Genomic DNA, 12,378 nt, shown 5'->3' with positions numbered 1-12,378 from the left:
CTCACGGCGGGCCCGCCTTGTACCCGACGCCGCGGACGGTCAGCACGACCTCCGGGTGCTCCGGGTCGCGCTCGACCTTCGACCGCAGCCGCTGGACGTGCACGTTGACCAGGCGCGTGTCGGCGGCGTGCCGGTAGCCCCACACCTGCTCGAGCAGCACCTCGCGCGTGAACACCTGGCGCGGCTTGCGGGCCAGCGCCACCAGCAGGTCGAACTCGAGCGGGGTGAGCGCGATCTGCTCGCCATGGCGCACGACCTGGTGGGCGGGGACGTCGATCGTGACGTCGCCGATCGCGAGCTGCTCGGCCGGCTCGTTCTCGGTGCGCCGCACGCGCGCGCGGATCCTCGCGACCAGCTCCTTGGGCTTGAACGGCTTCACGACGTAGTCGTCGGCGCCGGACTCCAGGCCCAGGACGATGTCGACGGTGTCGCTCTTGGCCGTCAGCATGACGATCGGCACGCCCGACTCCGAGCGGATGGCCCGGCAGACGTCGATGCCGTTCATGCCCGGGAGCATGAGGTCGAGCAGGACGACGTCGGGCCGCAGCTCGCGCACCGCGGGCAGCGCGCGGGTGCCGTCGGCGACGACGGCGGTGTCGAAACCCTCGCCCCGCAGCACGATGGTGAGCATCTCGGCCAGGGCCGGGTCGTCGTCGACCACCAGCACGCGCGACTTCATGCGGGTCAGCATCCCACTACCCGTGCGCGGGCCGCGCAGAGACCGGCTCCTCGCCCAGCAGCCGGGCCGCGAGGGCGTCCGCGTCGACGCCCGCCACCCCGTCCAGCACCGTCCACGGCGCCACCCACGACGCCGCCGCGAGCCCCGCGTAGACCGCGCCCGTGCGCTCCTGGAGCCCGCCGTCGGACTCGTAGGTGTCGCGCTCGCGCCCGGCCTCGGTGCGCTCGCGGTGCGCGGCGCGGTCGGCGGCCACGGCGTGGGGCACGGCCAGCAGCAGGTGGTGGTCGGGCACCGGGATCCCGAACCGCCCGAACTCCAGCTCCCGCACCCACTCCACGAACTCCCCCGCCGCGTCCTGGTGCAGCCGCGCCGCCCCGTACGCCGCGGCGGAGGCGGCGTAGCGGTCGACGAGGACGACGTCGTGGGCCTCGAGGTCGGCCCGCAGCAGCGGCCCCGCCGCCCGGCGGTCGAGCGCGAAGAGCAGCGTCATGCCGTGGACGGAGCCCGAGAGGTCGCCGAGGCGGCCGTAGAGGGCGTCGCGCACCAGCTCGGCGTGCACGTCGTCGTCGTAGCGGGGGAAGGCCGTGCGGGCCACGCGGGCGCCGCGGGCGGCCAGGGCGGTGGAGAGGGCGTCGGTCAGTGTCCGCTTGCCCGCCCCGTCGAGGCCCTCGACGACGACCAGTGCTCCCACGGCGCCGATCCTGCCGCACGGCCCGGGGAGGTGGGCGGGGGCCTGGTGACCCCCACCTCGCGCTTCCGCCGATCACTGCACCCCGACCGGGCGAACTGCGCACCGTCCGGCGTCCCGCGCATGTCCGGTGGCGCGCGGGAGACCAGCAGGTGCGCCGACGGGGGGCGCGGGCGCGGCCCGACGTGCCGTCCGAGCGACCGGCAGGGCCGCTTCTACCGGCGCCGGCCCGGTGATCACCGAAAGCGCACCGCCACGGCCCCACCAACGACCCTCACGTCACAGTCCCGGCGATCACGGGCCGGTGATCGTCGGGACCGCACCACCACGGCCCCCGCGGAGACCTCCTGGTCACACTCTCGACGATCACCACGCCCCGACCGCCCCAACTGCGCACCTATCCGCGTTCCACGCATGTCCGGGCGCGCGCGGGACACCAGAACGTGCGCAATCGGGCGCGGGGGGCGCGGGTGGCGGGGGGGCCGCGGAGCGGGGGGCGCGGGCGCGGCCCGACGCGCTGTCCAAGCGATCGGCAGGGCCGCTCGGACCGGCGCCGGGCCAATGATCACCGAAAGCGCACCGCCACCGCCCCACCAACGACCCCCACGTCACACTCCCGGCGATCACGAGCCGGTGATCACCGGGACCGCACCCTCACGGCCCCCGCGACGACCCTGGAGTCACACTCCCGACGATCACCACACCCCGACCGCCCCAACTGCGCACCTATCCGGGTCCCGCGAATGCCCGGACGCGCGTGGGAGACCAGAACGTGCGGAGCCGGGGCGCGGCCCGACGCGCCGTCCGAGCGACCGCTTCACCGGCACCCGGGCCGGTGATCACCAAAAGCGCACCGCCACCGCCCCACCAACGACCCCCACGTCACACTCCCGACGATCACGGGCCGGTGATCACCGAAACCGCACCCTCACGGCCCCCGCGACGACCTTGAGGTCACAGTCTCGACGATCACGAGCCGGTGATCACCGGGACCGCACCCTCACGGCCCCACCAAGCCCCCGCGACAGACGATCACGCCGCCATCGTCCGCACCACGTCCCACGTCGCGGCGAAGCCGGGGTGCAGGGGCAGGCCGCCCAGGCCCTCGGCCGGCACCCACCGCACCTCCAGGGTCTCGGCCGTCAGGGCGGTGAGCAGGAGCGGTTCGGCGGTGCGGGCGACGACGGTGGTGTAGGTCCAGCCGCCGTGGTCGTCGACGAACTCCCCCAGCGTCGTGACCGCCGCCGGGTCGAGCCCGGCCTCCTCCGACGCCTCCCGCAGCGCCGCGTCCTGCGCGCTCTCCCCGCGGTTGCGGGCGCCGCCGAGGATGCCCCAGGTGCCGCCGTGGTGGCTCCAGTGGGCGCGGTGCTGCAGCAGGACCTGGTCGTCGTGGCGCAGGAGCAGGCCGGCGGCGCCGAACAGGCCCCAGTGGCGGTGGCCCTGGTCGCAGTGGGTCCAGCCGTCACCGTCACCGCGGAGGAGGAGCACACCGCCAGCCTAGGCCGACACGAGCCCCGCTACGGGAACGCGTCGAGCGCGACCTCACCCTGCACGACGGTCGGCGGGTTCGGCGCCCACCCCGCGAGGTTGTCGCTGACGAACTTCGCTCCCGCCCGCGTCGACTCCTCGGCTCCGGCGCGGTCGGAGAACACGCTGACGGTCGTGACGCGGCCGGGGCCGGCGTCGATGAGGTAGTAGGCGACGAACCCGTCGATCCCGCGCAGCACCTCCCGGAAGCCGTCCCCCCTGGCTCGGATCTGCTCGACGACGTCGGGCGCCTCGTCCTCGTAGTTGCGCACCACTGCGTACACGTGTGCTCCTTCCTGCGCGAGGGGAACCGCTACGCGGGCGGCTGCAGGCCCAGCTGCTGGACCAGGCCCATCGTGTCGTAGGCGCACCACTCCTCGACGATGCGACCGTCGGCGAAGCGCAGCAGGTGCTGGCCGGTCATGTCGAGCGACCGGCCGGTGGGCTCCTGGCCGAGGGCCGGGCCGGTCATCGTGCCGGTGACCCGCCACGTCGAGAGCACGCGGTCGCCGAACTCGAACATCTCGATGACCGGGACCTGCAGGTCCGGGAGGCCGTCGCGGTAGGCGGTGACCAGGCCCTTGAACGCCTCGCGGCCGGTGACCCCTCCGCCCTCGACGTCGGGACCGTGCCGGACGAAGTCCTCGGCGATCAGCTCGTGGGTGACGTCGAGGTTGCCCTTGCCCCAGACCTCGTCGAGCAGGCGTCGTGCGGCGGCGAGCTGTGCGGTGTCGGCCATGTCGGGTGCCTCCTCGGGCTCCACGGCGTCGTGAGGGGCGACCGAGCGTAGGCCGAGGATCATGGGACGGCTGCCGCCTACCGGCGCAACCCCGGGCCGCCGGACGCGGACGCGCCGACGGCCGGCGGTGCGGGTGCACCACCGGCCGTCGGCGGGGAGGACGGGGAGGACGGGGAGGATCAGTAGCGGTAGTGCTCCGGCTTGAACGGGCCCTCGACGTCCACGCCGATGTACTCGGCCTGGTCCTTCGACAGCTTCGTCAGCTCCCCGCCCAGCGCCAGGACGTGGATCTTCGCGACCTTCTCGTCCAGGTGCTTGGGCAGCCGGTAGACGTCCTTGTTGTACTCCTCGAACTTCGTGAACAGCTCCACCTGCGCGATGACCTGGTTGGCGAAGCTGTTGCTCATCACGAACGACGGGTGGCCGGTGGCGTTGCCCAGGTTCATCAGGCGGCCCTCGGACAGCAGGATGATCGAGTGCCCGTCCGGGAACACCCACTCGTCCACCTGCGGCTTGATGTTGATCTTGATGATGCCGGGGATCCGGCCCAGGCCGGCCACGTCGATCTCGTTGTCGAAGTGACCGACGTTGGCCACGATCGCCTGGTGCTTCATCCGCTTCATGGCATCGGTGGTGATGATGTCCTTGTTGCCGGTGGTCGTGACGATGATGTCGGCCTTCTCGATCGTCGACTCCAGCGTCGCGACCTGGAAGCCCTGCAGCAGCGCCTGCAGCGCGCAGATCGGGTCCACCTCGGACACGATCACCCGCGCGCCCTGGCCGGCCAGCGCGGCCGCCGAGCCCTTGCCCACGTCGCCGAAGCCGCAGACCAGCGCGACCTTGCCGCCGATCAGGACGTCGGTGGCGCGGTTGAGGCCGTCGACCAGCGAGTGCCGGATGCCGTAGACGTTGTCGAACTTGCTCTTGGTGACCGAGTCGTTGACGTTGATCGCCGGGAACAGCAGCGCACCCTGCTCCGCCAGCTGGTAGAGCCGGTGGACGCCGGTGGTGGTCTCCTCGGTGACGCCGCGGATGTCCGAGGCGACCTTGGTCCAGCGCTGCGGGTCCGCGGTCAGCGAGCGGCGCAGCGTGTCGAGGATGATCCGGTACTCGTCGGAGACGGTCAGGTCCTCGTCCTCGACGGTCGGGACGACGCCGGTCTTCTCGTACTCGACGCCCTTGTGGATCAGCAGGGTGGCGTCGCCGCCGTCGTCGAGGATCATGTTCGGGCCGACGATCTCGCCCTGGTCGTCACGGAACAGGAACAGCTGCTCGGTGCACCACCAGTACTCCTCCAGCGTCTCGCCCTTCCAGGCGAACACCGGGACGCCCTTGGGCTCCTCGGGAGTGCCGGAGCCGACGACGATCGCCGCCGCCGCGTGGTCCTGGGTGGAGAAGATGTTGCACGACACCCAGCGCACCTCGGCGCCGAGCGACACCAGGGTCTCGATGAGCACCGCGGTCTGGATGGTCATGTGCAGCGAGCCCACGATCCGCGCGCCGTGCAGCGGACGGGCCTCGGCGTACTCGCGGCGCAGCTCCATCAGACCGGGCATCTCGTGCTCGGCCAGACGGATCTCCTTGCGCCCGAACTCGTGCAGCGACAGGTCGGCGACCGCGAAGTCGATGCCGTTGCGGGTCTGGAGCTTGCCGGTGGGGTCGGCGGTGGTGTCGACGGACATGACGGTGTGACGCCTCCTGGAGAACTTCGGATGACGGCGGCTCGCGGACAGCGGTGCGGGCAGCCTCTGTGGTCAGAGGCGCCCTTCTCACCATGGCCCGTACACCCCGAGCGTGGCGGACCCAGTGGTCCGTCGCAGCGCCTCTCGGGGAACGGCTACGCCAGTGCCCCACCAGCGTGGCCGCGTGCGGTCCGCGCTGTCAACCCGGGGTGAGCAAGTCGACGGCTGCAACGCGGCGGCCGCGCCACCGCGTCACAGGGTCGACGTCCCCGACCCCAGGAGCTCCCCGTGACCCCCTCTCCCCGCCGCGTCCTCGCCTCGTCCGTCCTCGGGATCGCCCTGCTCACGGCGTGGCCCGCGACGGCGTCGGCGCAGACGCCGCCCCCGCCCCCGTCGCCGCCGGTGACCGTCGCGCCCGTCCCCGCGACGCCCGGCCCGGCCGTGGCGCCCACCGCCGTGCCCGCGGTGCCGGCGGCTCCGGCGGAGGGCGGGCAGGTCGCGGTCGTGCCGCGCGGGGGCGCCGACACCGGTGGTGGCGCACTGGCCACGGCCGGCCCCGACCCGGCGCTGCTCGGCGGCGCCCTGCTCCTCGGGCTCGTGGGCGCCGGCGCGGCGGGGGTGGCCCGGACCCGTCGCGGCCGCGGATGAGCCGCGTCGCGGCCCTGGTGCTCCTGGTCCTCGCGCTCGTCGCCGGGTGCGCCGCCGGGCCGGCGCCCGCGTCGGGGACCCCGGCGCCCGCCGCCGCACGACCGGCCGCCGGCCCGGTGGCGCTCGACATCCCGGCCCTGGGCGTGCGGACCCCCCTCCTGTCGCTGGGGCTGCAGCCCGACGGCACGGTCGAGGTGCCGCCGCTCGACGACGTCGGCGTGGCGGGCTGGTACCGGCACTCCCCCGTCCCCGGCGAGGTGGGTCCGGCGGTGCTGCTCGGGCACGTCGACTCCGCCCGCGACGGCCCGGGCGTCTTCGCCGGGCTCACGCGGCTGCGGCCCGGCGACGCCGTGACGGTCGTCCGGGGCGACGGGTCGACCGAGGCGTTCCGCGTCGACCGGGTGGAGTCGTTCGCCAAGGACGCGTTCCCGACGCAGCAGGTCTACGGCGACCTCGACCACCCCGGCCTGCGCCTGATCACCTGCGGCGGCACCTTCGACGAGGAGCGGCGCAGCTACCGCGACAATGTCGTCGTGTTCGCCTCCGGAGCGCCGTGAACAGCGGGGACCGGGCCGCCTTCGAGGCGTTCGTGCTGGCCCACGGCCCGGGGCTCGTCGCGTTCGCGCGGCGGCTCACCCTCGACCACCACCGCGCCGAGGACGTCGTGCAGGACGTCCTCGCACGGATGGCACCGACCTGGCCGCCCGACGCGCGCGACCCGCTGGCCTACGTGCACACCGCGGTGCTGCGCCAGTTCCTGTCCTGGCGGCGCCGGTTCTCCTCGCGGGAGCGCCCCGGACCCGACGTCGGCGCCGACGTCGGCGCGCACGGCGGCTTCGCCGACGACGTCGTCGAGCGCCACCGCGTGCACCGCGCGCTCGCCGCGCTCCCGCCCGCCCAGCGCGCGGTACTGGTGCTGCGCTACCACCACGACCGGGCCGACGCCGAGATCGCCGCGCTCATGGGCTGCCGCGAGTCGACCGTGCGCTCGCACGCCCGCCGCGGGATCGCCGCGCTGCGGGCCGCGGGCCTGCTCGACCCCACCAGCGAGGAGACGCTGCGATGACCGACCACGACGGGACGGCCGACGAGGACGCGGTGCGCGACCTGCTGCGCGCCGCCGCACCGGAGCGGCCCGTCTCCGGTGCCGCGCTGCTCGCCGGGGTGCGGGTGCGCGTGGAACGGCGACGCCGTCGCCGCCGCACCGCGACCGTGGCGGCCGCGGCGCTGGCGGCCGCCGCGGTGGTCGGCGGGAGCGGCCTGCTGGCCGCGCGGACGTCGGCGCCGCTCCTGGTGCCGGCCGGGCAGCCGACGTCCACCCCGGTGCCGCAGGCCCCGGCCGTGCCCGGACCGCCGGCGGAGACCGCCGTCCCGGTGCCGGCACCTCCGGTCACCACCCTCGCCCCGGTGCCCGCGAGCGCGGTCCCGCAGGCCACCCCGGCGAAACCCCCACCCCTGGCGACCACGGCCACGCCGTCGCCCGCCGCGCCGCCACCCGCGGCCGTGCCCCCGCCCTGACCTGCCGCGGGAGCGGTCAGCCGAGCAGGTGGTCGCGCAGCAGCGCCTCGGCGGCGTCGGCGCGGCCGTGGGTGGCGAGCAGGCCGGCCGGCGCCACGGTGAAGTCGGCGTCGACCACGACCTCCACGTCGCCCAGCGCAGCGGCGAGCACGGGGTCGGCGCACAGCGTGGCGATCACCGAGCCCAGGCCGTTGCCCGACGCGCGCTGGCGGAACACGCCGCCGGTGAGCACGACGAGCCCCAGCCCGTCGGCCGCGTCGGCCCGGGCGCGCAGGTGCCGGCGCACGGCGACGACGGACGCGAGCGCCGCGATCCGCCGGTCCTCCGCGGCGCTGCCCGCGTCGCTGGGCACGAAGGCGACCTCGCTGGCCATCCGCGCGACGGTGGGCGCGAGCAGGTCGGCCTCCACCGGGTCGACGACGCCCTCGGCCTGCCCCTCGACGAGCACGCTCGCGGCGGCCGCGCGGACGCCCAGGTCGCCCTCGACGGTGCGCACCGCGCCGGTCGCGTCGACGGAGTGCACGTCGGTGGTGGCGCAGCCGACGTCGACGAGCAGCACCTTGCCGCCGCGGATCCGCGCGAGCTCGGCGGCGCCGCGGGCCACCGCATCGGGCGTGACGACCCGCACGAGCCGCCGGAACCGGGGCGCGACGGTGGCGCCGCGGCCGCCGATCGCGTGGCGCTGGTAGAGCCCCGCGAGCGCGGCGCGGGCCGGCTCCGGAACCACCTCACCGAGCCGCGGCAGCACGTTCTCGCTGGTCACGACGGTGCGTCCGGTGGCCAGCAGCGTGGCGAGCGCCTCGGCGCGGCCCTCGGTGTTGCCGGCCAGCAGGATCGGCGGGCGGATCCGGGCGCGGGCGAGGCGGCTCGCGTTGTGCAGCAGCAGGGCGGGGTCGTCGCCGTCGGAGCCGCCGATCAGGAGCACGACGCCGGGCCGGGAGTTGCGCAGCGCGCGGACGTCGGCGGGCTCGAGCGGGCCGGCGTGGACGTGGACGACGTGCGCTCCCGCCGAGCACGCGACGCGGTGCCCCGCCTCGGTGGAGGACAGCGTGTCCGAGCCGACGACGGCGAGGCGCAGGCCGCCGCCCGCCGAGGAGCAGGCCAGCAGCTCCGGCTCGGCCGCCGACCCGCCGGCCGCCGAGACCGCGCGGACCGTGGCGTCCATGCCCGCGAGGACGTCGCCGGTGGTGGTCGGGTGCTCGGCGAAGCCGGCCAGCCCGCCGTCGGCGCGCACGAGCACCGCCTTGGTCCAGGTGGACCCCACGTCGAGGCACACCGCGGCGGTGTCGGGATGGACGGGCGTCACGACGACCGAGCCTAACCCCCCGGAGCCGCGCTCGGCGCGTGGTCAACACCCCGGCGTCCCGGTACGTTCCGCGGAGACCTGGTCCCACCACGCCGCGGGAGTCCCCATGCTCGGCCTCATGCAGGATCGCCCCCTCACCCTGCCGCACGTGTTCCACCGCGCCGAGCAGTACTTCGCGCACAAGACCGTGGTCACCGCGGAGGCCGACGGCGAGACGTCGATGACGATCGGCGAGTGGGCCGGGCGCGTCCGCCGCCTCGCCACGGTCCTCGACACCCTCGGCGTGTCGGCCGACGGGCGCGTCGGCACGTTCTGCTGGAACACCGGCCGCCACCTCGAGCTGTACCTGGCCGCGCCCTGCACCGGGCGGGTGCTGCACACGCTCAACATCCGGCTGTTCCCCGAGCAGCTCGTCTACATCGTCGACCACGCCGAGGACGAGGTCGTGTTCGTCGACCGCTCGCTGATCCCGGTGATCGCGCCCCTGGCCGCCAAGATGGGCACGGTGCGGCAGTTCGTCGTGATCGACGACGGCGCCGACGCGGAGGTCCCCGAGGGCTGGCTCGACTACGAGGAGCTCCTCGCGGCGGCCGAGCCGTTCACCGGCACGTTCGTCGTGGAGGACGAGAACACCGCCGCGGCCATGTGCTACACCTCCGGCACCACGGGCAACCCGAAGGGCGTGGTCTACAGCCACCGCTCGGCGGTGCTGCACTCGCTGATCACGCTGACGGCCGACGCGTTCGCGCTGTCCGAGCGCGACGTCGTGCTGCCGGTCGTCCCGATGTTCCACGCCAACTCCTGGGGCCTGCCCTACGGCTGCCTGCTCGCCGGGTCCGACCTCGTCATGCCGGGGCCGAACATGACCCCGCAGGCCATCGCGTCGCTGCTGGCCCGCCACCGCGTCACCGTCACCGGCGGCGTCCCCACCATCTGGATGGGGATGCTGCCGATGGTCGGCGACCACGACCTGTCGCACCTGCGGATGATCGTCTGCGGCGGGTCGGCCGTGCCGCGGTCGCTGTCGGAGTCCTACCGCACGACGGTCGGCATCCCCCTGACGCAGGCGTGGGGCATGACCGAGACCAGCCCGATCGCCACGATGTCGACGCCACGCAGCCACCACGACGCCCTCACCGAGGACGAGCGCGCCGACATCCGCGCCCGGCAGGGCCAGCCCGTGCCCTTCGTCGACATGCGGCTCGTCGACCCCGACTCGGGCGAGGTCCAGCCCTGGGACGACACCGCCACCGGCGAGATCCAGGCCGCGGGGCCGTGGATCGCGAAGGAGTACTACCGCGGCGAGGGCGGCGGCGCGCAGTACACCGAGGACGGCTGGCTGCGCACCGGCGACGTCGGCACCGGCGACCGCTACGGCTTCGTCCGCCTCGTCGACCGCACCAAGGACCTCATCAAGTCCGGCGGCGAGTGGATCGGCTCGGTCGAGCTGGAGAACGAGATCATGGCGCACCCCAAGGTCGCGGAGGCCGCGGTGATCGCCATCCCCAGCGAGAAGTGGGTGGAGCGCCCGCTCGCCTGCGTCGTCGTGAAGCCGGGCGAGACGCTCACCGGCGAGGAGGTCATCGAGTTCCTCACCCCGCGGGTGGCGAAGTGGTGGCTGCCCGACGCCGTCGAGTTCATCGACGAGGTGCCCAAGACCAGCGTCGGCAAGTTCTCCAAGAAGACGCTGCGCGAGAAGTTCGGGGGCTACCAGGTCGCGGGGCCGACCAGCCACGAGCCGGCCTGACGCCCCCGTCGGGGCCGGCGTCCCGGCGGGACCGCGCACGGAGGTGCTGATGGAGGACGAGGTCATGGCCCGGGTCACCGCCGCGGTCCAGCGGGGGCAGGGCGGCGAGCGGACGGCCGCCCGCCGCGAGCTGGAGTCCCTGTGGGACGGCGACGGGCGCGCCGACGCCTTCCACCGCTGCGTGATCGCGCACTTCCTCGCCGACCTGCAGGACGACACCGGCGACGAGCTGAGGTGGGACGAGCGCGCCCTGGCCGCGGTCGACGGCGTCACCGACGAGCGCGCGCAGGAGTACGGCACCGCGCTGCGGGTCCGGGGCTTCCTGCCCTCGCTCCTCGGCAGCCTCGCCGACGACCACCGGCGCCTGGGGGACGCGGAACAGGCCCGGGGGTTCCTCGAGCAGGCGCGCGCCGCGTCCGACGCCCTGGGCGACGATGGCTACGGCGACCTGGTCCGCGGGATCCTCGACCGCGTCGGCCGGGCGCTGGACGAGGGCTCGACCGCACCGCTGCCGGACGCCTGACGTGGACGTCCTCGACGCGCACCTCCCCGTCCGCCTGCCCGTCCTCGCGCTCGTCACGTCGGCGGGCGGGCTCGCCGCGCTCACCGCCGTCCTGGCCGGGCTGCCCGCCGACCTCCCCGCCGCGGTGCTCGTCGTGCAGCACCAGGACCCGGAGCGCCGCCAGCCCGACGCCCTGGCGGCGCTGCTCGACGGGCGCACCCCGCTCTCCGTGCGGGTGGCCCGCGACGGCGACCGCCTGGAGCCCGGCGTCGTGCTGGTCGCCCCGCCGGCCACGCACATGATCGTGACGTCGACGTCGGCGATCGGGCTCATCGAGACCGGCGCGCTGCCGCCGGCCCGGCCGTCGGCCGACCTGCTGCTCGCCACCCTCGCCGTGACGTGCGGCCCGCGGTCGCTGGCCGTCGTCCTCACCGGCAAGGGCCACGACGCGCAGGCCGGCATCCGAGCCATGCACCGCTGCGGCGCGACGGTGCTGGCGCAGGACGAGGCGACCGCCGAGCACTTCGGCATGCCCGGCTCGGCCATCGCCACCGGCCTGGTGCAGGCCGTGCACCCGCTGGACGGGCTGGCCGCGGCGATCGTCGAGCACCTGGACCGCACGGTGCAGCGCGCCGGGGGCCAGGGCACGACCGGGTAGCGCTCCGGGACCGAGCCCGTGGACCGTCGGCCACCGGGGTCCGGTGTGCGACGGTGGGGCGTGCCGTCCGACCCCCTGCCGACGCTCGTCGAGCGGGTCCGGGCGACGCCGCCGCGGTGCGGCGCGACGCGGCTCGTCTGCGTCGACGGGCCGTCGGGGTCGGGCAAGACGACGTTCGCCGGACGGCTCGGCGACGCCCTGGACGCACCCGTGCTGCACCTCGACGACCTCTACCCCGGCTGGGACGGGCTCGCCGCGGTCGTGCCGCTGCTGCACGACGGCGTGGTCGCGCCGCTGCGCCGCGGGGAGGCCGCCGCGTACCGCCGGTGGGACTGGGCCCGCTCCGCGCCCGGCGGGACCGTCGTCGTCGGGCGGCCGCCGGTGCTCGTCGTCGAGGGGGTGGGCAGCGGGGCGCGGGTGGTCGCCTCGCACGCGGTGCTGCTCGTGTTCCTCGACGCGCCGGTGGAGCAGCGGTACCGGCGCGGCATTGCCCGCGACGGCGAGTCCTACCGCCCGCACTGGGAGCGGTGGGCCGCCCAGGAGGACGCGCTGTTCGCGGCGGAGGGCACCCGCGCCCGAGCCGACGTCGTGATCGACACCGGGGACCGCGCCGACACCGGCGACCGCTGACCGGGCCCCTGCCGCCGTTCGGACGGCGCGTCGGGCGGCGCCGGCGCCCCCCGC

At 75.1% G+C, this 12,378-nt stretch carries 15 protein-coding genes; 8 read left to right on the top strand and 7 right to left on the bottom strand.

The annotated features are described in order from the left end of the window. Position 1 precedes the first annotated feature (1 nt). The 6 genes from mtrA to ahcY form a co-directional block, all read right to left on the bottom strand. Entirely contained in the window at positions 2 to 679 is a 678-nt protein-coding gene (gene mtrA, locus HOP40_RS13700) for an MtrAB system response regulator MtrA (protein WP_205347186.1), read from the bottom strand. 16 nt (positions 680 to 695) lie between these two features. Further along, positions 696 to 1,370: a dTMP kinase gene (locus HOP40_RS13695; protein WP_172158397.1), complete on the bottom strand. Its 675-nt coding sequence runs from the start codon at positions 1,368 to 1,370 to the stop codon at positions 696 to 698. Between the two features lie 1,029 nt (positions 1,371 to 2,399). Continuing rightward, on the bottom strand, positions 2,400 to 2,855 hold the full coding sequence (locus tag HOP40_RS13690; protein WP_205347185.1) for an NUDIX hydrolase: 456 nt from the start codon (positions 2,853 to 2,855) through the stop codon (positions 2,400 to 2,402). Positions 2,856 to 2,884: 29 nt separating this feature from the next. Next, positions 2,885 to 3,178: a hypothetical protein gene (locus tag HOP40_RS13685; RefSeq protein ID WP_205347184.1), complete on the bottom strand. Its 294-nt coding sequence runs from the start codon at positions 3,176 to 3,178 to the stop codon at positions 2,885 to 2,887. A 29-nt stretch (positions 3,179 to 3,207) separates the two neighbouring features. Continuing rightward, positions 3,208 to 3,633 (bottom strand): ester cyclase, encoded by a 426-nt coding sequence (locus HOP40_RS13680; protein WP_172158394.1) that lies wholly within the window; start codon positions 3,631 to 3,633, stop codon positions 3,208 to 3,210. Between the two features lie 179 nt (positions 3,634 to 3,812). Continuing rightward, the gene (gene ahcY / locus HOP40_RS13675) at positions 3,813 to 5,315 is read right to left on the bottom strand and encodes an adenosylhomocysteinase (RefSeq protein ID WP_172158391.1); all 1,503 of its coding nucleotides are present in this window, start codon (positions 5,313 to 5,315) and stop codon (positions 3,813 to 3,815) included. A gap of 288 nt (positions 5,316 to 5,603) precedes the next feature. Here ahcY and HOP40_RS13670 point away from each other — a divergent pair, with 288 nt between their 5' ends. Genes HOP40_RS13670 through HOP40_RS13655 form a run of 4 tightly spaced genes read left to right on the top strand, consistent with a single transcriptional unit; the run spans position 5,604 to position 7,481 of the window. Then, positions 5,604 to 5,963 carry a Tat pathway signal sequence domain protein gene (locus tag HOP40_RS13670; protein ID WP_172158390.1) on the top strand — a complete coding sequence of 120 codons (360 nt, stop codon included), beginning with the start codon at positions 5,604 to 5,606 and terminating at the stop codon, positions 5,961 to 5,963. Further along, positions 5,960 to 6,520, top strand: coding sequence for a class F sortase (locus tag HOP40_RS13665; protein ID WP_172158389.1), 561 nt, complete (start codon positions 5,960 to 5,962; stop codon positions 6,518 to 6,520). The genes HOP40_RS13670 and HOP40_RS13665 overlap by 4 nt, the downstream gene beginning before the upstream one ends. Further along, the gene (locus HOP40_RS13660) at positions 6,517 to 7,029 is read left to right on the top strand and encodes an RNA polymerase sigma factor (protein WP_172158388.1); all 513 of its coding nucleotides are present in this window, start codon (positions 6,517 to 6,519) and stop codon (positions 7,027 to 7,029) included. Before HOP40_RS13665 ends, HOP40_RS13660 begins: the two co-directional genes overlap by 4 nt. Beyond that, positions 7,026 to 7,481 (top strand): hypothetical protein, encoded by a 456-nt coding sequence (locus HOP40_RS13655; protein WP_172158387.1) that lies wholly within the window; start codon positions 7,026 to 7,028, stop codon positions 7,479 to 7,481. Before HOP40_RS13660 ends, HOP40_RS13655 begins: the two co-directional genes overlap by 4 nt. Positions 7,482 to 7,497: 16 nt before the next feature. Here the strand turns inward: HOP40_RS13655 and HOP40_RS13650 are convergent, their stop codons facing one another. Then, on the bottom strand, positions 7,498 to 8,787 hold the full coding sequence (locus HOP40_RS13650; RefSeq protein ID WP_172158386.1) for a glutamate mutase L: 1,290 nt from the start codon (positions 8,785 to 8,787) through the stop codon (positions 7,498 to 7,500). Positions 8,788 to 8,893: 106 nt separating this feature from the next. Here HOP40_RS13650 and HOP40_RS13645 point away from each other — a divergent pair, with 106 nt between their 5' ends. The 4 genes from HOP40_RS13645 to HOP40_RS13630 are packed head-to-tail and all read left to right on the top strand — an operon-like array spanning position 8,894 to position 12,324. Continuing rightward, positions 8,894 to 10,534 (top strand): long-chain fatty acid--CoA ligase, encoded by a 1,641-nt coding sequence (locus HOP40_RS13645; protein ID WP_172158385.1) that lies wholly within the window; start codon positions 8,894 to 8,896, stop codon positions 10,532 to 10,534. Between the two features lie 49 nt (positions 10,535 to 10,583). Beyond that, positions 10,584 to 11,057 carry a hypothetical protein gene (locus tag HOP40_RS13640; RefSeq protein ID WP_172158383.1) on the top strand — a complete coding sequence of 158 codons (474 nt, stop codon included), beginning with the start codon at positions 10,584 to 10,586 and terminating at the stop codon, positions 11,055 to 11,057. Position 11,058: 1 nt separating this feature from the next. Further along, complete coding sequence (locus HOP40_RS13635; RefSeq protein WP_240157657.1) at positions 11,059 to 11,694, top strand: chemotaxis protein CheB; 636 nt, start codon at positions 11,059 to 11,061, stop codon at positions 11,692 to 11,694. A 60-nt stretch (positions 11,695 to 11,754) separates the two neighbouring features. Next, the gene (locus HOP40_RS13630; RefSeq protein ID WP_205347183.1) at positions 11,755 to 12,324 is read left to right on the top strand and encodes a nucleoside/nucleotide kinase family protein; all 570 of its coding nucleotides are present in this window, start codon (positions 11,755 to 11,757) and stop codon (positions 12,322 to 12,324) included. The last annotated feature ends 54 nt before the right edge of the window (positions 12,325 to 12,378 follow it).

The sequence above is a fragment of the Pseudonocardia broussonetiae genome (genome assembly GCF_013155125.1).
Lineage (GTDB): Bacteria > Actinomycetota > Actinomycetes > Mycobacteriales > Pseudonocardiaceae > Pseudonocardia > Pseudonocardia broussonetiae.
The sequence above is the reverse complement of the archived record's forward strand: the minus strand, read 5'-3'. Positions and strand labels throughout refer to the sequence as shown.